Annotated in this window: 12 protein-coding genes; 6 read left to right on the forward strand and 6 right to left on the reverse strand. The window is 70.3% G+C overall.

From position 1 onward, the window contains the following. Window positions 1–41: 41 nt before the first annotated feature. Window positions 42–1,397 carry a sn-glycerol-3-phosphate ABC transporter substrate-binding protein UgpB gene (gene ugpB, locus ACVBD7_RS06720; RefSeq protein ID WP_458096721.1) on the reverse strand — a complete coding sequence of 452 codons (1,356 nt, stop codon included), beginning with the start codon at window positions 1,395–1,397 and terminating at the stop codon, window positions 42–44. A 486-nt stretch (window positions 1,398–1,883) separates the two neighbouring features. Between ugpB and pcaF the strand changes: the two genes are divergently transcribed. Then, window positions 1,884–3,092 (forward strand): 3-oxoadipyl-CoA thiolase, encoded by a 1,209-nt coding sequence (gene pcaF, locus ACVBD7_RS06725; RefSeq protein ID WP_458097652.1) that lies wholly within the window; start codon window positions 1,884–1,886, stop codon window positions 3,090–3,092. A 28-nt stretch (window positions 3,093–3,120) separates the two neighbouring features. On the opposite strand, the gene ACVBD7_RS06730 is transcribed toward pcaF, so the two are convergent. The 3 genes from ACVBD7_RS06730 to ACVBD7_RS06740 are packed head-to-tail and all read right to left on the reverse strand — an operon-like array spanning window position 3,121 to window position 9,531. Further along, on the reverse strand, window positions 3,121–5,670 hold the full coding sequence (locus tag ACVBD7_RS06730; RefSeq protein WP_458096722.1) for a DUF6212 domain-containing protein: 2,550 nt from the start codon (window positions 5,668–5,670) through the stop codon (window positions 3,121–3,123). Further along, complete coding sequence (locus ACVBD7_RS06735) at window positions 5,667–8,255, reverse strand: glycosyltransferase (protein ID WP_458096723.1); 2,589 nt, start codon at window positions 8,253–8,255, stop codon at window positions 5,667–5,669. The genes ACVBD7_RS06730 and ACVBD7_RS06735 overlap by 4 nt, the downstream gene beginning before the upstream one ends. Before the next feature lie 52 nt (window positions 8,256–8,307). Then, window positions 8,308–9,531 (reverse strand): glycosyltransferase family 4 protein, encoded by a 1,224-nt coding sequence (locus tag ACVBD7_RS06740; RefSeq protein ID WP_458096724.1) that lies wholly within the window; start codon window positions 9,529–9,531, stop codon window positions 8,308–8,310. A 185-nt stretch (window positions 9,532–9,716) separates the two neighbouring features. Between ACVBD7_RS06740 and galE the strand changes: the two genes are divergently transcribed. The 3 genes from galE to ACVBD7_RS06755 are packed head-to-tail and all read left to right on the forward strand — an operon-like array spanning window position 9,717 to window position 12,935. Further along, the gene (galE, locus tag ACVBD7_RS06745) at window positions 9,717–10,730 is read left to right on the forward strand and encodes a UDP-glucose 4-epimerase GalE (RefSeq protein ID WP_458096725.1); all 1,014 of its coding nucleotides are present in this window, start codon (window positions 9,717–9,719) and stop codon (window positions 10,728–10,730) included. A gap of 2 nt (window positions 10,731–10,732) precedes the next feature. Continuing rightward, window positions 10,733–11,797 carry a glycosyltransferase family 4 protein gene (locus ACVBD7_RS06750; RefSeq protein ID WP_458096726.1) on the forward strand — a complete coding sequence of 355 codons (1,065 nt, stop codon included), beginning with the start codon at window positions 10,733–10,735 and terminating at the stop codon, window positions 11,795–11,797. Window positions 11,798–11,804: 7 nt separating this feature from the next. Next, complete coding sequence (locus tag ACVBD7_RS06755) at window positions 11,805–12,935, forward strand: hypothetical protein (protein WP_458096727.1); 1,131 nt, start codon at window positions 11,805–11,807, stop codon at window positions 12,933–12,935. A 214-nt stretch (window positions 12,936–13,149) separates the two neighbouring features. Here ACVBD7_RS06755 and ACVBD7_RS06760 read toward each other — a convergent pair whose 3' ends face one another. Together ACVBD7_RS06760 and ACVBD7_RS06765 are read right to left on the reverse strand one after the other, a co-directional pair. Continuing rightward, complete coding sequence (locus tag ACVBD7_RS06760; protein WP_458096728.1) at window positions 13,150–13,893, reverse strand: hypothetical protein; 744 nt, start codon at window positions 13,891–13,893, stop codon at window positions 13,150–13,152. A 13-nt stretch (window positions 13,894–13,906) separates the two neighbouring features. Next, window positions 13,907–16,255: a glycosyltransferase gene (locus tag ACVBD7_RS06765; RefSeq protein WP_458096729.1), complete on the reverse strand. Its 2,349-nt coding sequence runs from the start codon at window positions 16,253–16,255 to the stop codon at window positions 13,907–13,909. A 251-nt stretch (window positions 16,256–16,506) separates the two neighbouring features. Between ACVBD7_RS06765 and ACVBD7_RS06770 the strand changes: the two genes are divergently transcribed. Together ACVBD7_RS06770 and ACVBD7_RS06775 are read left to right on the forward strand one after the other, a co-directional pair. After that, a complete protein-coding gene (locus ACVBD7_RS06770) occupies window positions 16,507–18,021 on the forward strand; it encodes a hypothetical protein (RefSeq protein ID WP_458096730.1) in 1,515 nt (504 codons plus the stop codon). A gap of 11 nt (window positions 18,022–18,032) precedes the next feature. Then, the gene (locus tag ACVBD7_RS06775) at window positions 18,033–19,298 is read left to right on the forward strand and encodes a glycosyltransferase (RefSeq protein WP_458096731.1); all 1,266 of its coding nucleotides are present in this window, start codon (window positions 18,033–18,035) and stop codon (window positions 19,296–19,298) included. The last annotated feature ends 154 nt before the right edge of the window (window positions 19,299–19,452 follow it).

Here is a 19,452-nt window from a genome sequence, read left to right on the forward strand (position 1 = left end):
AGGCATCCGAGCGGGGATCATCCCCGCCCGGCTCACGATCGTCAGTTGTTGCGGTTGGTGCGCTCGAAGTTCCGCAGCACCTGGTTTCCGCGGGTATTGGCGTTCTGCAGCGCCTGCTGCGCCGTCTGCCCGCCCTGGAAGGCCCGCTCCATCTCCTCCTGGATGATTCCGCGGATCTCGATGAAGCCGCCGAGGCGGATGCCGCGGCTGTTCGGGGTGGGCTCGCCGCCGCGCAGCATCTGCTCGATCGGCACGTCGGCGCCCGGGTTCTTCGCGTAGAATTGCTGGGTCCGGCTCAGCTCATAAGCGGCGCGGGTAACGGGGACGTAACCCGTGTCCTGGTGCCACTTTGCCATTACGGGGGCGCTGGTGATGTAGCGGAAGAACTCCGCCACGCCACGCAGCTCCTGCGCGCTGCGCTGAGCATTCGGGCCGCGGTTCATCGTCCACAGCGCAGCGCCGCCGATGATGGAGTTCCGGGGCGTAGTCCCCTCGTAATAGGGCAGCATGGCCGCGCCCCACCCGAACCGCGCCTCGCGCTCAATGCGGCCTCGCAGGCCGGAGGAGCCGAACTGGATCGCGCATTCGCCGGCCGAGAACTGGGGGTCGGCCGTCGCGTCGCGGCCGCCGTAGCGGAACAGGCCCTCGCGCTGCCAGCGCACCAGGTTTTCCAGGTGCTTGGTCATCAAGGGGTTGGTCAGGTTCAGCTCGGTGTTGAGCCCCTCGAAGCCGTTGGCGCGGCTGGCAAGCGGGACGTCATGGATGGCGAGCAGCTCCTCGACCATGAGCCAGCTCGGCCAGGAGGTGGTCATCGGGCAGGCAATGCCAGCCGCCTTAAGCTTCTGCATGGCCTGTTCAACGCCTTCCCAGGTGGCCGGGAAGCTGTTGGGATCAAGGCCCGCGCGCTGGAACATGTCCTTGTTGTAGAAGGTGATCGCCGTGCTGCTGTTGAAGGGCAGGGCCATCATCCGGCCGTCGGCGGTGCTGTAATAGCCGGCGACGGGGCCGATGAAGTCGCGCGTGTCGATCGCGACCCCGCTCTCGGCGATAATCTCGTGCAGCGGCTTCACCGCGCGGCCGGCCGACATCATTGTGCCGGTGCCGACCTCGAACATCTGCACGATGTGGGGCGCGGTGCTGGCGCGGAATGCAGCGATGGCGGCGACCACCGTCTCGGCATAACTGCCGCGGAAGGAGGGGATGACGCGGTACTGCTGCTGGCTGGCGTTGAAGTCCGCCACGATCTGCTCGAGCTGGCCGCCCGCGGGCTGGCCGAGGCCGTGCCAGAACTGGATCTCGACAGGCTGGCTGGAAGCGGGCGCCTGGGCCGCGGCTGGGAGCCAGCCGGAAGCAAGGGCCAGCGCGAGAGCGCCGGAGGCAAGTGTGCGTCGCCGCATGGAGAGGTGTCCTTCCCTGGAATCAGAGGTCGCCCGGGGTTAGCGGCCCCGTGTTACGTTTAGACTACAGCGGCGTGACGGGTTCGTGGAAGGGTGGTCATCGTCTGTGGAAGTCCTGTCATTAAGGGCCCATTCAGACTGCTCGCAACATAGTGCGCCCATGGACAGCGCCTCGCACCCTCTCGCCCCAGCTGAAGCAGCGACCCGCCCGCCCGGACGCGCCACCGAGCACGGCGGTGGCATGGCTGTTCCCGCTGCCTCGGCGCCCGGCCCTGAAGTTGTTGTGGCTGAGGCTGTCCGGCGGTTGCGTACGGCGCTGGACGTCCAGGTCCAGCTGCTGGCCCGCCAGCTGAGGCGCGCCGCGGCGGGCTAGCGCCCGCAGCAGCGATTCACCGGCCGGGAGGCGCACCACCGCGTCAGTACCCTCTTGCTGGAAGGGCCTGGATGCGCTTCCTGCCCATCGGACCAAGCCCACCGGAGGACGCCATGGCCGAGGCCTTCATCTGCGACGCCGCCCGTACCGCGATCGGGCGCTATGCCGGCGGGCTCGCCGCCGTGCGCACCGACGACCTGGGCGCGGTGCCGCTGAAGGCGCTGATGGCGCGCAACGAGGGCGTGGACTGGGCCGCGCTGGATGACGTCGTCTTCGGTTGCGCCAACCAGGCCGGTGAGGACAACCGCAACGTCGCCCGCATGGCGCTCCTGCTGGCCGGCCTGCCCGAGACGATCGGCGGCAGCACGGTGAACCGCCTCTGCGGCTCCGGCATGGATGCGGTCGGCATCGCGGCGCGCGCCATCAAGGCGGGCGAGGCCTCCTTCATGCTGGCCGGCGGCGTCGAGAGCATGACGCGCGCCCCCTTCGTGCAGGGCAAGAGCACGGAGGCCTTCGGCCGCGTTGCCGAGATCTACGACACCACCATCGGCTGGCGTTTCGTGAACCCACTCATGAAGAAGGAGCACGGCACGGATTCCATGCCGGAGACGGCGGAGAACGTGGCGCAGGACTTCCAGGTGAACCGCGCCGACCAGGACGCCTTCGCGCTCCGCAGTCAGCAGCGCGCCGCCGCCGCCCAGAAGGCTGGCCGCTTCGCCGAGGAGATCGTCCCGGTCATCATCCCTCGCCGAAAGGGCGACCCGGTGGTGTTCTCGGCCGACGAGCACCTGCGCCCCGACACCACCGCCGATGCGCTCGCCAAGTTGTCCACCCCGTTCCGCAAGGAGGGCGGCACCGTAACCGCCGGCAATGCTTCGGGCGTGAATGACGGTGCTTGCGCCATTATCCTGGCCGACGAGGCCATGGCGCGCCGCCAGAACCTCACCCCGCGCGCCCGCGTGGTGGCGATGGCCACCGCAGGCGTGCCTGCCCGCATCATGGGCTTCGGCCCCGCGCCGGCCACCCGCAAGGTGCTGGAAAAAGCTGGGCTGACGCTCTCCGACATGGACGTGATCGAATTGAACGAGGCCTTCGCCGCCCAGGCGTTGGCGGTGACGCGCGACCTCGGCCTGCCGGATGACGCGGAGCACGTGAACCCGAATGGCGGTGCCATCGCTCTCGGCCACCCGTTGGGAATGAGCGGCGCGCGGCTGGTGCAGACAGCGGTGCATGAATTGCACCGCCGCGGCGGACGCTATGCGCTCTGCACCATGTGCATCGGCGTCGGCCAGGGCATCGCCATGGTGATCGAGCGGGTCTGACCAGAACGGCCCCGCCGCTCCCGCCGCCTCAGGCGGCCGGAGTGCCTTTCTCCTGTAGCATCCGCGCGCCCTCCGCCCACTCCCCGGTGTCCGTGACCGAAAGGCCGGCCTGGCGGCTGGCCTCTTCGGCAGCCTGCGGCAGCACGGCGAGCAGCGCCTGCATCATCGCGGCATCCCGCTCGTCCGTGATGGAATCCAGGAAATCGCGGAGTTCGGGCAAGGTGATCCGGAGAAAGGGCCCGAACTTGTCACTGCCCCGGCCAAGCCAGTCCCTGAACATGTGCGGCCAGCCCGCCGCCTGACGGAATTCCAGCCGCGGCTCACCATCCTTGCTCGCCAGCTTCACTCGGACGGAGGCCCAGCGGGTGGGACCTTGGGCGAGGCTGGCCACCGTCATGTCGATATGCCGGTAGGATTCGCCGGGCAGGTGCTGGTGCAGGCGGACGGTCTCGTAGCGGGCGGGCGCGCGGCCGGGCGCTGCATTGCTGGGCGCCGCGCGCGGAGGAGGTGCCGCCGGCCGCTGCGCCGCGGCCGGGGACATAGCCGGGGATGAAGCGGGAGCGACCGCCGACGCCGCGGGCCCGGCCGGAGTGGCCGGTACAGGTGAGCCGAGAGGGCGCGGCATCGGTGGCAACGGCAGCGAGGGCGCAACAGGAACGCGCGGCATCGTCGGCGGAATGGCTGCTGCCGGAGTGCGCGGCGGAGCACTCACGGTCGGGGCGTCCACCGGGCTTGCCGGTGTCTGCGCGGGCGGGACCGGTGTGGCCCGCGGCGGCGCAGGCCGGATTGGAGGAATTGGCACCGCCATCCGGATAGGTGCGGTCGGAAGCGACTGGACCGGAGCTGCAGGGGCTGCGCCGGCCGGCGGGTTAGGCTCGCGCGCCGGCTCAGATGCCGCTGGCATGTCGGGCGCGGCTGGCGAGAGGTCAGGTACCGCCGGCATTGCGGATTGACCCTCACCGGGGTTCTTAACCGGAGCGGGCGCCCCGCCCACCGGTTCGGCGGACGGCGCCGTTCCTTCTGAGGTCTGCCGTAGTACCGCCGGAGCGGCCGATGGCGCGGCCGGGCTCGGCGGAGCGGAGGATGCGGGCGAGCCGGAAGGAGCTCCGCGTTTCGACTGGGCCGGCGCGGGATTGCCGACGGCAGCCTCGGGCACGGCCGGAGCCGGCAACGCTTGTCCCGGTCCAACCGCGGAAAGGGTCACGCCGGCGACCTCCACCACCGCGTCCTTATCTCCAGCACGAAGGCCGATAACGAGGCTTGCCCGGCCGGAGAGACGGGCCGACAGCGGCAGGGTGAGCTCGATTCCCTCCTCTGGCAGATCGCGCCATCCCGTTCGGGCGAAGCCAGGGGCGGGGCGGTCCAGCGCATCGGCATCTGTCAGCTCGGCGTCCACGGGATGGACCCAGGCTCCGACGGAGGCGCCCCGGCCGGTGCCGGCGGCGAAGGTGATGCGGAGACGATCGAGACCTGGCGCGTGAAGATGAGGCAGCAGCACCAATGCCCTACCGCCAGCCGCCGCGCGCAGCAGCGGACGCTGGGCTTCGTCCCCGAGCGCCACCGGATCAACCCCGCCCTCCAGCGAACGGGCGGCCTCCCAACTCTCCGCAGGAAGGGCGAGGGGGATTTCGGGCGCGGGTAGGGTAAGGCCGACCTCCTCGGGCAGCCAGTGGGCAGGCACCAGGTACCGGCTGCCCGGGGCGCCGGCCCAGGCCCGCAACGCGACGGGATGCTCGCCTTCCGGCCCTGCCCAGCGCGCGTCGCGGGACAGGGCAGGGAGCGATTCGCCTTCGGGGATGACCTCCAGCATGGCGGTCTCGCGCACCGGGCCGAGCGGCGTCGGCAGGTCGAGTGTGAGCCAGCCCGGGGCGAGCTCGGTGGCAGGGATCGCCCAGGACCCGACCACCCGGTCGCTCTCGGCGCCGATCAGCCGGATTCGAAGCAGCCCCGTGCCGCTGGCCGGTCCGACAAGGTGGATGGCGATGGCCGCCAGCCCCGCGAGCCCGGTGCCGAGTTGGTGCCGCCACGCGCCGGAGATCGGCGCGGCTTCCCCAGCCTCACCTGACAGAACCAGCCGCGGCGCAGCGGGCGGACGGTGGGCGAGGAAGCGGGCGGTGTCCGCCATCGACTCGCGGGTTTCCTCCATCTCCTCCCGTGCCGCGGTCAGGGCACCCGCGGGCACGGCCTCGCGCGTCCGGGCCTCCGCCAGCGCCTCGGCGAGCAGGGCCAGGAGGCCGGGCAGGGCGGCGTGGCCGGTCGCGGCGAGCAGGAAGGGCGGCGCAGGCAGGCCCGACGCCTCCGCCCACCAACGGCTGAGCGGCGCGACGCGGAGCCGCTCGCTTGCGACAAGCGCAACCGCTCCCATCGGCGGCGTCTCCAGCGCGACCGCCGCCTCCGGCTCCGGCGCACGGGTTCCAAACGGATGGATCAGGGTGGCCCCGCCGCGGGTGGAGACCACCCAGGCCTCCAAACCCGGCACCGACAGGGGGGAGGGGTCCATCACCCCTTCCGCCACCAGCACGATCGGAAGACCGCTGGCCAGGCGCGGGAGCAGGGTGGGATCGGTGCGAGGGGTCACGGGGCGGACACCTTGTTCTGGTCGAGGCGGTCGATGAGGGGGGCCATCCGGACGACCCAGCCCGGCAGGGCGGCGGCACGGGCAGCGGCTGCTGCGGCAAGCGCCCGCAGCCTTGCGCGATCGGCGTCGAGCGCGGACAGACGAGCGGCAAAGGCAGTGACGACTGCGGGATCGTCGCGGCCGGAAGGCCGGGCGGGGATGACGAACCCGTCCACCCCGTCCGTGATCATCTCCGCCACCGCGCCGGTGCCCGTCACGAGGGGCACGCAGCCCAGGCGCTGCGCCTCGGGGATGGTCAGGGGAGAGCCCTCGAAGCGAGAGGGCAGGACAAGGACATCGGCCCAGGCGAGCAGGGCATCGAGCCCTGTCGCATCGACGGGCGGCTCGATCTCGAGGCCGGGGATCGGCTCGGGTGCCCGGTCCAGCACCGCGCGGCCGGCGGCGCGCCAGGTCAGGCCAGGGGTAAGGGCCACGATGTCGCGAAGCCGCTCGATCCCCTTCTGGGGGTCGAGCCGACCGATGAACAGCGCGCGGAGCGGACCCTGCCGCCGGGCGCGTTCCGCCATCGACGCCCGTGCGGCACCGGGCTCCGCGGCATGGCCGGGTCCGTTCGGGATGTGAAGGACCTTGGAAGCCGGGATGCCCTGGGCGACGCACCAGTCCCGCAACCCGCGCGAGACCACCGCCACGGCGTCATAGGCAGCCTCATGCGCCAGCAGCGCGTGCGGGTTGCCGAGCGGGGCGCCAGCCGCGTCGCGCTCGATCACATGCAGGCCGGCGATCGTCGTTGTGCCCAGCGCCCGCAGCGCCCCGGCCAGGGCATGGGCGCCCTGGGCATGGGTGGCGAGCATCGCGTGCATCGGCGCGAGCTGGCCGAGGGCGTCCCGGGACTCTGTCACGCCGGGCATTGGGGCGCCGAGATGGGCGAGATCGGGATCCGCTCCCTCGATCCCACCGCGCTGGGGGAACTGGACGGTCTCGAAAGCGGCCAGCGCGTCTGGCGGCAGTCGCGCACTGTCCGCACCTGTCACGACGAGATGCGGCCGCCATCCATGCTCGCGCAGGGCCACGGCGTAATTGGTGATGACCCGCTCGACCCCTCCCATTTCGAAGATTGGGACGGCCATCGCGATGTCGCGGCCCTCCTCTGGCGCCAGCCAGGGCAGGACCGCGCCGGCGCCGATCAACTCGGCATAGCCCTGATGGGCGCGGGCGCGGGGGCGGCGCCAGTCGCCCCGCCACTCGCCATACTCGGTGTGGCGGGTCGCGAAAACCTCGGCCAGGGCGGCGTATTCTGCTATCGCCTCGGGCAGGACTGCTGGCGGCTGGCCAGAAAGAGAAAGCGTCAGCTGGAGCGTCGCGGTCCGGCGCGTGGTGGCCCCGAAGGCCGCGCCCAAGCTGGCGGAGTCCTGCCACGCAGTCGTGCGGAACAGCAGAAGGGCAGCGTCCTCGGGCACCGGACCTTCGGCGCGGGCCAGGGAGAGCCGGCCCGGCTCCGAAGCATCGGAAGCGAGGGACACAGCCACGCAATCCGCCTGGCGCAGCAGGATTTCGGCCTGCCACAAGGTGTTGTGCAGCAGCTTGCCCGCAGCCAGCGCGTCGAGCGCCTCGTCCGAGGCGAAAAGAAGGAAGGGGGGTGCGTGAACGGCCTGAGGATGGCGGCTGGACTCGACCACGAGGCGCCGGCCCGCCTCACGCGGCAGGGCAGGGTGAACGACCCGCATCGGGTCCAGCACGGGCTCGGCGATGTCCATCCCCGTGCGGTGCAGCAGGAGGCGAGGTAGCTCGGCGGCCTCGAGCGCGAGTAGCCGGCGGGGGTCGAGCATCGCTTTCATCCGGCCGCGCATGCCGGCCAGGATGGCCACCCGCCGCCGCTCGGCGTCCTGCCGCATGCCACCGGCACGGCGGCGGTAGCGGAAACCGGCCATGGGAAGGTGGCGTCCACGGAATCCGGCCCCGGCAGCGCGAAGCCAGAAGTCCCAGTCCTCAAAGCCCTCGCGCATCGTCTCGTCAAAGCGCAGCCCGGCCTCGAACACCCGGCGGGCGACAAGGCTTCCGGCGTCGCTCGTATTCTCCAGCAAGTGCATGAAGCGGGAGTGGTCGCCCGCGGCCGAGGCGTGCTCGGGGACGCCGAAGAAGTCGAAATCCGGATACACCCACCCCGTTTCTGGACCGGACTGTTCCAACAGCGCCGCCGCGCGCTCGATCAGCCGCGGTCCAAGACGGTTATCAGAATCAAGCAGGAACAAGGCTTTACAACCTGGCCATGCCTGGAGCACGAAGCCGATCCCGGTGTTGCGCGCGGCGGAGAGTCCGCCATTGGCTCGGCGCAGAACATGGACCCGGCCGGGATGGGTGCGTGCCAGTCGCAGCGCCGTCTCCCGCGTCTCCGGCATCGGGCAGCCGTCATCGACCACCACAGTGGCAATCCGGCGCAACCCACGCTGGGCGAGGACGGAGGCGACGGCTTCCGCCAGCAGGGCGGGCTGGCGGTAGGTGGGGACAACGACGGCGATCTCCGGGTCAGCCTGCCGTTCGCTGCCGGCCTGCGCGCCGGTGCTCTCCGCCGTCACGGGCGCCCGCATCGAATGATCCGTGTCCCTGACATCGCGAAGTCCCGTTGCGCGGGGAAGTATCTCACCGGCCCTCCGGCGCGCCAAGCCGCGCGGCTGGAACGAGGGTTCTGGCGGGCCGGACCGCAAGTCGCCGCAGCCGGGCGAGGTAGAGGCCGGCCATCGCCCTAGCGTCCCAGGCAGTTGCCCTACGCCAGGCAGCCTCGGCGCGCGCAGGGGCGGGGCCGTTCGGGTCCAGGCAGCCGGCCAGGGCGTCAGCCATCTCGCCGATATCCTCTGGATCGGCCAGGGCGGCGAGATTGAAGGCGTCCGCGCCTAATGCCTCCAGCGCGGCATGACTGGCCGCCACTGGCAGGAGATGGCTCGCCGCCTCAAGGAAGGTGAGGGGGGCGCCCTCGAGGCGGGAGGGCATGACGAGGGCGTCGGCCCCGGCCAGCAGCGCGGCCGGGTCGGGCACATGGCCCAGCAGCCGCAGCGGATGACCCACCGGCGCTTCATCCCTGAGCTGCGCCTCCAGGCTGCCCGTGCCGGCGCAGGCAATCACACCACCCGTGCGCCGAGCGAAGGCCTGCGCCAAGGCGGGAAGCAGGTCGGCCCCCTTGGCCGTCTCCAGCCGGCCAAGGAACAGCGCAACCGGTGCGTCCCTGGGAAGGCGAAGACTGGCGCGAAGGGCAGCACGCGACGGCGCCGGATCCAGAAGAGGAGGCTGATCCACCCCGTTCGGGATGGTGATGATCCGGCCGGGTGGCAGGCCGAGGAACCGGGCAAGGCGCTCGCCGGTGGGGGCGGAAACGGCCACCCAGTCCGCGACCATCGCCCCGGCCGCAGCCAGCGCCACCTCGTCCAAGCCGGGAGGCGGCTCATCCCCATGCGGCGCGAGATGCCCGACGACGAGGGTGGGAAGGCCAGACTCGGCCAGAACTTCCATCGCGCCTCCGGCCTGATCGGGCCAGGGCAGTGGCAGCAGGGCGGCATCGGGCCGAGCGGCCGCTATGGCGGTGCGTACCGCGCCGGCCTGGGCACGCCTGGCGGTCTCCGGCAGCCCGCGACGCCAGGCGACAGGGAGTTCGAGCAGGGTGTGTCCCGTGTCCGCACTGGCATCCTTCGCTGGCAGCGCCGTATTGGCCGCCCGCAGGGTCGGGTGCAGGCCGGGGCTGGCCGCGAGCGTCACCGCTACCCCGGCTGCGGCGGCGGCATCGGCGATGCGGAGGGTATGGGCCTCGGCGCCGCCGAAGCGCTCCCCGGGGAATAGAACCAGCAGCCGCCGCATCCGCGTGGTTCCCGACATGCCATCTCCCGAGATTGCGTCCGGGGGTGACTAGCATGGGTTCTTCGGCAAGGCGCGATCCTGCGCTAAGATCAGGGCTCCTGACCCGCCGGCGGCCCCCTCGGCGGCGTGGTCATGATTTTGCCGCGCGAGTGGCGTTGAACGCGCTACCGCCACGCCCCGCGTGGCCTGGCTGAGGATGACGTATGGCGAGATACCTGGTGACGGGCGGCGCGGGTTATGTGGGTAGCCACATCGTCCTGGCGCTGCTGGAGCGCGGCGACGAGGTCGTGGTGCTGGACAACCTGCGGCAGGGCCATCGCGGCGCCGTGCTGCCCGGGGCCGAGCTCGTCGTGGGCGAATTGTCGGACCGGAGAATGCTGGGCGAGGTCTTCGCCGGCTGGAAGTTCGACGGCGTTCTGCATTTCGCCGCCCTCTCGCTCGTCGGCGAGAGCATGCGCGAGCCGCTCCGCTACATTACGGAGAATCTGGGCAACACGCTCGGGCTTGCGGAGGCTGCGGTGAAGGCTGGCGTGCTTCGCTTTGTCCTCTCCTCCACGGCTGCGCTCTTCGGCCTGCCGCAGAACATCCCGATTGATGAGGAGGAGCTGAAGGCGCCGGTCTCGCCCTATGGCGAATCGAAGCTGATGGCCGAGCGCGGGCTGGAATGGGCGGATCGCATCCATGGTCTCCGCTCCGCCTCGTTGCGCTACTTCAACGCAGCCGGCGCCGATCCGGGCGGGCGGCTGGGCGAGGACCACGATCCCGAGACGCATCTTATCCCGAATGCGGTGAACGCCGTGCTCGGCCTCGGCCCGCCACTCACGGTGTTCGGCACGGATTATGATACGCCCGACGGCACGGCCATCCGCGATTACGTTCATGTTTCCGACCTGGCTGACGCGCATCTGCGCGTGCTCGACAAGCTGAAGGACGGGCCGTCCTGCCGCTACAATGTCGGTAGCGGCACGGGTGCCTCGGTGCTGGAGGTGATTGCGGCCGTCGAGCGCGCGGCCGGCAAGCCGGTGCCGCACACCCTCGGCCCGCGGCGGGCCGGCGATCCGGCGGTGCTGGTGGCCTCGAATGCGAAGCTGCGGCAGGAGACGGGCTGGACGCCGAAGCTCGGCGCGCTCGATGACATCGTGGGCACCGCCTATGCCTGGCGGGCGCGCCACCCGGAGGGCTATCGCGGCCTGGCCGCGGCGGAGGCTGCTGCCTGAGCATGCGTGTCGCGCTGCTGATGAGCCACGCCGACCGCTCGATGGCGGGCGCGCTGCGCGACATGCACTTCATGCGGTTCCTCGCGCGCGGGGGAGCGGAGATCGCGGTCTTCCGCATGCATCCTGGGCGTGAGGTCGAGTCCGAGAACTTCCTGGACGCGGAGGTGCCCGTCACCTTCGCGCCTTCGGACAACCCGGAGGAGATCCCGCATCGCCAGGTTTCGGCCGCGCTGATCGAGGCGGTGCGGCGGTTCGCGCCCGACGCCATCCTGTTCAAGGGGTTGAGCTATCGCATCAACGCTGCGCTGCACGCCGCGCTGCGGGGCGGGGCGGAACCGGGCACAGGACCCCGGATCGGCTTCGTCGTCGGTGGCAGCGTGGTCGATCCGCTGCTCGAGCGTGCGGATTTTGTCTTCGGCGAGTACCAGGAGCAGCTATCGCGCCATTTTCAGGGCTTCGTGGCCCGTGGCGCAGCCTTCATCATGCCAAAATACGTGGACCTGGAGGCAAGCCGGCCGGAGAAGAAGCCCTCGCCGCCGCTGCACGATATCGTCAATGTGGGCGGGCTGCACGAGAAGCGGAAGAACCAGGAGGACGTGGTGCCCTTCACGGATTCCTGGCGCGTCGCGCTGGTCGGCGGCGGCTCTCCGCGCAAGGAGGTAATGACGGCGGTTGCTGACATCGGGCGGCTCACGCTTACCGGTCGGCTGCAGCAGCCCGAGGTGATTGCTCTGATGAAGCGGTGCCGGATCATGGTGCACACCTCCCGCATGGACGGGCTGCCTCGCGCGGTGGTGGAGGCAATGGCCTGCGGCCTTCCCGTCGTGGTCTATCGCGAGACGGTGCCCGGTGGCTTCTCCGAGGGTCAGCACGGTTTCATGGTAGGGCCGCACTCACTCCGGCCAGCGGTGGAACTGTTGATGCGCGACGAGGGGCTTCGGCGGACTATGGGCGCGCGTGCCCGCCGCCATGCCGAGACCCAGCACGGCCTGCCGGCGCTGGAGCGCGCGGCTCGGGCGTTCCTGGGCTTCCTCGCCACCGCTCCCGCGCGTGCGGCCACGGGCTAGCGCCGGGATGGTTAATCCGCGCTTCGGGCGGATCGTCTTCACGGGCGACGTGCTGCGCCCGGGGGAGGCGGGCTTCCGGCCTGCGCAGACCGAGAACATCCTCTGGTTTCACAGGCTGGTCCGAGCACAAGCCATGGCCGCGTCGGGATGCCCGGAGGAGGTGGTGACCTGGGGGCGCGGCATCGATACGCCTCGACTCTACGAGCTCTGGGGTGCGGAAAAGAGTTGGCGCGGCTGGGCGCAGGTCTTCGACGCGGGCTTCGTGCCCGAGGGCGTTGTCGAGGCAATGGAGCGGTGTTTTGGCGGCGCCGTAGTGGTCGGCTTCGAGCTGGCGGAATCGATGAAGCGCATCCTCAGCCTGCTCGGCATTCCCTTTCTCGATTTCAGCATCCATCCCGTGCGCTTCCTCGACGACGTGTTCTTTGCGGTGCAGACCAACGACGCCGCGGTTTTCGAGGCAATGCTGCCGGACCATGCCGAGGACGGCGCCTTCCTCGGCCCCGCCGGCCTCCTGGCCGCCTCCGCCCTCAAATTCCGCCCGGACCTGCGGGTGCGAGGCGAGGTGCTCCTTGTCGGCCAGACCCGGATCGACCGGTCGCTGGTTCGGGGTGGACGAGTTGTGGACCTATCGGATTTCGCACCCGCGCTGCGCCAAGTCGTCGGCGGTGACGGGGTGACCTTCAAGCCACACCCCTATGCCAACAGCGACTTCGGCGCCTTCTCGGCCGGGCTTTCTTCGCGCTCCATGCGAGTGTCCTACGAGAACATCTACGCGCTGATGGCCTCCGACGAGATTCGGCGCGTGGTGGGCGTCAGCTCCTCCGTGCTGCTGGAGGCGCGGTATTTCGGGCAGGAGGCCCATCTCCTCCACCAATCTCCCTTCGATATGCCAGCCCGCCGCGCCGATGCCGTGCCGGGCCAGCATCTGAGCGTGCTGGATGCCTGGGGCGAGACGGACTTTTGGCGCCGGGTGCTCGGTCCGCTCATGTCGGTCACGAGGCCGGACGGCATAAGATTCCGCCGCGCGCCAAATGCCCTGCGGACGTCTTTGCGGAACTTCTGGGGCTTCAACGAGCTATCGACCGACTTCCAGGTGGCCTTGGGCCGGCGTGGCGGGGAGACGGCGCGGGTGGGCTAAGGCAGAGCGCTTCGCGTGCCAAAGAATGCGTCGGCATGCCTGGAGACCTCATCTCCGGAATCTGAGGCTTCCCAAACTACCCAACGTCTCTGAATTTGGGTGCGCACGTAGTCGGGAACCGTTGGCGACCTACACGTCTGGTCTTATTGCGCCAGCCTCCTGCCTGCGCCGCTGACCTTGGTCAGTGTACACCTCGGCGGGACTTGGACCCGGGCTAGCCCGCAGCGCTGTCCAGCCGCCTCGCCTTTACGCTGCGGATCGCCAAGCCGAGCTGGCGGCTGTCGCGCCCGGCTGGATCCCTCACCAGCGGCCCCACCAGCACGAGACCGAGGTTAGCGCCCGGAACCTCAGCACCCTCCCACAGGGCTGAAAAAGTCCCGCGATGCGCCTCGCGCAGCGAGGCCGTCAGTTCAAGCGGTTCGCCATTGGCCAGGATTGTCAGGGAGTTCGGTCCGAATGCGTGGCGGAACGGCAGTTCGATATCGAAGTCGAGGGCGACGGTACCCGGGCCGAGATCGGGCACCACAACCGAAGCCACCGGGGACAGCCCGCTCCAGCGCCAACTCTCGCGCCCGCGGCCCTCGGCGGAATGCCAGCCGAACCCCACGAAGTCGGCGTCCGCAGCATGGATTTCGATGCTCGAAGGGGGAGGGGGAGGGTTGGTCCCGCGGTCCTCTGGCATGTGGCGGAGGGGGTCGATGCGTAGCCAATCGCCGCGCTCGCGTCGCGTCTCGGTGGCGGCCTGGCGCGCGGCCTCGGCCTCGGCGGAGATGCGGCCAATTTCATCCACCAATCCCTCGAAGGCCTGACGCACGCTCAGCGGCAGGGCGGCCAGATCGGGGGCCAGCCGCTCGCGGATGCCATCGGCGCGGATCCGGGCGGCGGCGGCGTCCACGGCTGCCCCAGCCCGCTGCATGGCGGAGAGGTCCAGGCCGTCGCTGGGGGTCTCAAGAGGCATGGGAACTCCGAGGTCAGGCGGCGCGGGCGGCCGGGTCAGGCCGCTCGATGACCTGCCCGGTACGGGTGGGCAAGGTCTCATGCGGGGTGACGAAGGGGCGGACGAGGCTGCCGAGGGTGCGGCAGGCGGCCCGTGCTGCGACGGGGGAGAAATGGGTGCGCCCGAAATGGAAGGCGCCTTCGCCCAGCCGCCGACGGCGCGGCGCGTCGGCGATCAGCGCGCGCAGATGGGCGACGTACTCGGCGCGTGACCGGGCGATGAGGTAGGCGCGGCCCTCGCCGCCGCTCAGGCCGAAGGCGCCCTCCTCGGTCAGCACTGCGGGCAGGCCGCGGCAAAGGTATTCCACCGTCTTGATCTTCAGCCCGCCGCCGTAAAACACGGGATTGATGCCAATATCGGCAGCGTCGAGGAATTCACCGGGATCCTCTACCTCGCCATGCAGCACCAGGCCCGGAACCTCCACGCCATTCAGGCTGTCGCAGACCCGGCCGGCCACGTGCAGCGCGGCGCCGAGATCGGCGATAGCGGGCCAGACCTGGTCGATGAACCAGCGCAGCCCGTCCCGGTTCATCGGGCTGTCGCCGCCCAGGAAGCCGATCCGGCGGACCCGGTGCGCGATCTCGGGGAAGGGGCGGTCGGGGATGGTGTGGGGCAGGAGGAGGGCGCGGCCGGGCATGGCGCTGCGCAGCAGCGCGTGTTCTGCCTCCTGAATCGAGAGCACCTGCTCGAAGCCGTCCATGATGCCCAGTTCCTCGAGCGTCGAGATGCGGAGGAAGTGCTCGCGCTCGAAGTGCTCGAAATTGCGGGTGCGGAGGGACATGACGTCATGCGTGTCCAGCACCCGCATCGGCGGGGCGAGGCGGGCGTGTCGGACCCAGGAAAGCCTGATATATTCGGCGATGAGGACCGTGTGGCGCTCCTCGGCGAGCACCGCCTCGAGCACCTCAAAATGCGGGGCGTCGAAATGCCCGCGCTCGAAGGTGCTGAGGCGGAGCTTCGGCGGAACCGGCTCGGCGACGCGCCCTTCCGGGTCGCCCGGCGAGGAAAGGAGCTCTCCGCGGCGGCCGAGAATGCGGGCGGCGGCCTCCGCGTCGCCTGGCTGCAGCGGGCCGAGGAACAGGGTGTCCACATCCATCTCGCCGCGCATGGCGCGCAGCATGGCCGCGATCCGGGCCTGGTTCCCCAGGCTCTCCCGCCAGAAGGGGATGTCGGTCACGAGGAGGGCACGCGGGCGGGCGATCAGCACCTCCAGCGCCGCGCGGGAGCGGAAGGGGGCGATCTGGCGACGCACCTCCCGCGCGTAGCGGCCCGCCAGCGCCGCGCTTTCTCGCGCGACATCGCGGCGGAACCGTGGCTCGCGGGTCCAGCGGCGGGCGAGCGCGGCGGTGGAAGCGGCATCAGGGGCGGCATGGAACGCGGCGCGGGCGGGCAGGCCACGGAAGGCCTCGGCCGTGCCGATCACGGGCAGGCCGTAGGCAAGCGCCTCCACCGTCTTGATTTTCAACCCAGTGCCACCCTCATGCGGGTTCACTACAAGGTCGAGCCCCGCCAGGAAGTCCTCCGGCCGGGCCACGCCACCGACGGGCTGCAGGCCGGCGCGCGCCGGCCCGGCGAAGCGCGTGGCGCCACCCGCTACCCGCATCTCCCCGCCGAGCGCGGGTAGGCTGCCGGGATCGAGCGCCTCGAGGTAGCGGGCGAGGGCGTGGCCGTTCAGCGGGTTGCCGCTGCCCAAATAACCGATCCGCAGGCCCTCATGCGGGGCGGGGGCAAGCGGCTCGATGTCCGGCAGAAAGCCGAGGGTAACGACCGGGGTGGTCGTCATCTCCTCGAAGACCTGCCGCTCGTCGTCTTGGATGGCGAGGACGAGGTCGGCGCGGTCGAGGCCGCGTGCCTCCTCCTCGGGGGTGGTGTGGAAGAAGCCAACAGGCAGGCCCAGGTCCTGCAGGCGCAGGTGGCGGTCGGCAAAGACGTCATGCGTATCGAGGAGCTTCAGCGCGCTGGCGGGAAACAGTTCCAGCGCGCGGCTGAGGAAGACGTACTCGGCCAGGACCAGGTCATAGGTCCTGGTGGAGGCCAGATCCGCGATCTCGGCCTCGACATTTGCGGGAAACCAGTCGTCCAGCGCGAAGGTATCGCCCAGTCCCGGTGTCTCGGCGGTGCGATCGTAGGGGATGTGATGGAAGTCGTCCCAAGCGGCCGTCATCGCCGCCATGGCCTCGGCGGTAACAGCCTCTCGGGCGACGAAGGCGAATTCCACCCGATGCCCGAAGCCCTGCAGAGCCCGGAGCAAGGCATGGATGCGCTGGCGGTTGCCGGCATCCTGCGGATGCGTCGGCGTCGGTGAGATTACAAGGCAGCGCATGGGCGAGATGGTCGGGGGTGACCTGTGGCATTGCGGGCCGGCGGGCCGGGCGGTTGGCAGGGATTGCCGCGGCGGGGCCGGCGAAGCAAGGGCTGCGGCGGCCCAGGATAGGCGGGCCGGGGGGATCGCGGTCAAGCCGGGCCTTCCCCGACCACGGCGAGACCCGATGGCGCGTCTGTCATCGCGTCCCGCTTGTATGCTGCACTGCAACGTATATCTAATGCGGCCCCCGAAGAGATCCGGCAGCCCCTATGTATTTCGAGTTCGGACAGACCCTTCAGGCGGGCTTGGACTGCGCCGGCGACCTGAGCCCGGACCAGGGAGCCGTCTTCGGCTGGGTGCGGCATCCGGCCGATATGGCTCTGACCTTGAGGGTCGAGGGCAGGCCGGGCGAGCCGATGCCGACCCTGCTGCTGGACCTGCATCCCCGGCGGGACGTGGACCTGCCCGAGGGCATGGCCGTGTCCGGCTTCAGCCTTCTGCACGATATTCCGCGCGATGCGCCCGGGCGTCTCCTCATCATCGGGATTGAGGGGCGCGAGGTGGCGATCGACCTCCTCGCCTATGAGCTGCCCATGGATGTGGAAGCGGTGACGCTGAAGCGGGAATGGGGCGCGACGTTCCAGCTTCTCCGTGCCTCTGCACTCGACCCGGCCCAAATCCAGACTCTCACCGCGGAGGGCCGGCCACTCGGCATCTTCCAGGGCTGGCTCGACCGGCTGCCGCGTCTTGAGGGTAACTCCGAGTGGTTCATGGACTTCCGCCGGGTCTCCGCCGTCCTGTTGCCAGATGGAGAGCTGACGGTCTCGGGCGCCTTCAACCAGCCCTCACCAGAAGGTGGTCGTGCGACCATCCTGGCCTGCGCGTTGGTGCATCGGCCGGATGCCGGACCCGAGGTGGTGCCCTTGCTCGCCGAACGGTATGCGCCTCTCGACGGTGGGTTCACCCTCTCCGGCTGGGTCCACGCACCGGAGGGGATGCCGCCGGGGACGCGGGTAGAGGCTGCTGTACAGGTTCGGCGGGACAGCGAATCCTGGTGGTTCCGGGCTGAGGCGGCGCCGGCGACCTTGCCGGAGTTCCTCGCAACCCTGTCTCTCACCGGGGTGGACCTCTCGGGCCCGGACCTGGCCGCGCTGCATGGTTGGATGCGCGCGGGGCTGGAGGAGCGCGGCGAGGCCCTGCGCGGCACCCTTGCGTCTCTCGGCCTCGCTGGCGCTCCGGCACGGCCGGGCGGGACGGCCCTGCTCTTCGACGTGAAGGACGAATACGCCGCCCGCGTGCTGGCGCTTCTGGCTCCGCAGCTCGAGGCCCGGTTCGGGCGGATTGTGCTGAGTGGCACGGCAGCCGCCGGGGCGGCGTCCGCGCTGATGCGGCGCGGGCGGCTGGACGTTGCGGTGGCGGGCGACACGCGCGACGCGCTGCAGACCGCGCTTTACGGAGCGGGCCCGCTGGCCTCCTTCGACGTGGCACCGATCGACACGGCAGCGCTGGTCGATGCCGCGATCGAGGGCAATCCGGCGCGGCTGACCGCCAATGCGCTCTCGGCGGAGCGGCTGGGCTTGATCGAGGCGCTGCACGGCCTGGCCGGCGTCGGCGAGATGGATGCAACGTTGCGGCGGGTCGTGGCGCTCATGGCGGGGGCGGATGCATCTGCCCTGCCCGTGCCGGGCGCTGCCGGCGGCCGGGCGGATGCGATCGGCGGGCTGATGGCCGAACATCTGCGCGAGCTTTGGGAAATGGTACCGGTCTCAGGAACGCCGCGATGAGGAATCCGCCGATGAGGAACCCCTCGGTCTGCGTCGTGTCGCACGCGCATCCGGATTTCTCGAAGGGCGGCGGCGAGACCGCGGCCTATCGCCAATACCAGACGCTGGCTGGGGAGGGGTGGGATGCGCGATTTGTTGCGGCCATCGAGCTGCCGGGCGGGCAGTCCCCCTCCGACCGCGGGGAGGCTTTCGCTCGCTACGGAGAGAGCGAGTATCTCTATGCCGTCGGCGGGATGGAGGATGACCGGCTCTGGTGGCGCAATGCCGAGGAGCGGCGCGCCCTGGTGCGGCTGCTCGCGGGCATGGGGTCCGACGTCTATCACTTCCACCACTACTGGCGCGTCGGGCTGGACCTGATCGCCGAGCTGGCGGAGGCGCGACCGGACGCGCGCATGGTGGTGACGTTGCACGAGATGCTGGCCATCTGCAGCCATCACGGCCAGATGATCCGCACCCGCTCGCGCGAGCTGTGCCGCAAGGAAACCGCGCAGCGCTGCCTGCAGTGCTTCCCTGACCAGGATCTGGAGCGGCTGCGGCTGCGCAAGGCCCTGATGCTGCAGGGGCTCCGGCGGTTCGACCAATTCGTCTATCCCAGCCATTTCGTGGCCGAGCGCTACCGCGCCTGGGGGCTTTCCCCCGATCGCGGGACGGTGCTGGAGAATTATCTTGGGGACGACCTGCTGGCAGTGCCCCGCGCCGCCAGGAACAGCGAGAGGTTCTCGGGCCGCTTCGCCTTCTTCGGCCAGCCAACCGAGTTCAAGGGGCTGGACGTCCTCATCCCGGCCTTCGCCGCGGCGTTGGCCGAGAATCCCGATCTTGGCCTGACGATCTACGGCGCGACCGAGGCGGAAGCGCTGCGCTTCTTCCCCCAGCTCGACCGCCCGATCGAGGCCGCCGCGGACCGGCTGACCTTCGCCGGGCGCTACGATGCCGCTGATGTGCTGGGGCTGATGTCCTCCACCGGCTGGGTCATCATGCCCTCGATCTGGTGGGAGAACTCGCCCGTCGTCATCCAGGAGGCCCGGCGCGCCGGCACGCCGCTCATTGTCTCCGGGATCGGGGGCATGGCGGAGAAGGTGCAGGACGGGGTGGACGGGCTGCATATCCGCGTCGGCTCCGCCCCCGACCTCACGCGGGCGATGCTGGACGGTGCGGTGCCGGAGCACCACGCCCGACTCTCTGCGAGCCTGCGGGACGTGATCGGGCGAGAGGAGTTCGTGAACGCACTGCGCGGCATTTACGCCGCGGACGAGCAGGAAACGCTGCGCGTGGCCTGAACGACGCCTCAGGAGCGCGGTTGGTTATTTCCGTACGCGTCCAAAAAGGTATAACAACCCTGCCCCAGCCACGCGGGGCGCCGCCACGGGCGGGGCATGCCGTACCTTGGAGGCGAGGTTGAGAGAGGTCGCGTTTGAGGAGAGGTCGGTCGTG

The organism is Roseomonas sp. WA12 (assembly GCF_054165765.1).

What these genes read in the sequence shown, in the direction of transcription:
- pcaF (WP_458097652.1), top strand. Translation starts at nt 1,884, where the DNA reads ATGGCCGAGGCCTTCATCTGCGACGCCGCCCGTACCGCGATCGGGCGC.
- ACVBD7_RS06770 (WP_458096730.1), top strand. Translation starts at nt 16,507, where the DNA reads ATGTATTTCGAGTTCGGACAGACCCTTCAGGCGGGCTTGGACTGCGCC.
- ACVBD7_RS06765 (WP_458096729.1), bottom strand. Translation starts at nt 16,255, where the DNA reads ATGCGCTGCCTTGTAATCTCACCGACGCCGACGCATCCGCAGGATGCC.
- ugpB (WP_458096721.1), bottom strand. Translation starts at nt 1,397, where the DNA reads ATGCGGCGACGCACACTTGCCTCCGGCGCTCTCGCGCTGGCCCTTGCT.
- ACVBD7_RS06755 (WP_458096727.1), top strand. Translation starts at nt 11,805, where the DNA reads ATGGTTAATCCGCGCTTCGGGCGGATCGTCTTCACGGGCGACGTGCTG.
- ACVBD7_RS06750 (WP_458096726.1), top strand. Translation starts at nt 10,733, where the DNA reads ATGCGTGTCGCGCTGCTGATGAGCCACGCCGACCGCTCGATGGCGGGC.
- ACVBD7_RS06740 (WP_458096724.1), bottom strand. Translation starts at nt 9,531, where the DNA reads ATGTCGGGAACCACGCGGATGCGGCGGCTGCTGGTTCTATTCCCCGGG.
- ACVBD7_RS06775 (WP_458096731.1), top strand. Translation starts at nt 18,033, where the DNA reads ATGAGGAACCCCTCGGTCTGCGTCGTGTCGCACGCGCATCCGGATTTC.
- ACVBD7_RS06760 (WP_458096728.1), bottom strand. Translation starts at nt 13,893, where the DNA reads ATGCCTCTTGAGACCCCCAGCGACGGCCTGGACCTCTCCGCCATGCAG.
- ACVBD7_RS06735 (WP_458096723.1), bottom strand. Translation starts at nt 8,255, where the DNA reads ATGCGGGCGCCCGTGACGGCGGAGAGCACCGGCGCGCAGGCCGGCAGC.
- galE (WP_458096725.1), top strand. Translation starts at nt 9,717, where the DNA reads ATGGCGAGATACCTGGTGACGGGCGGCGCGGGTTATGTGGGTAGCCAC.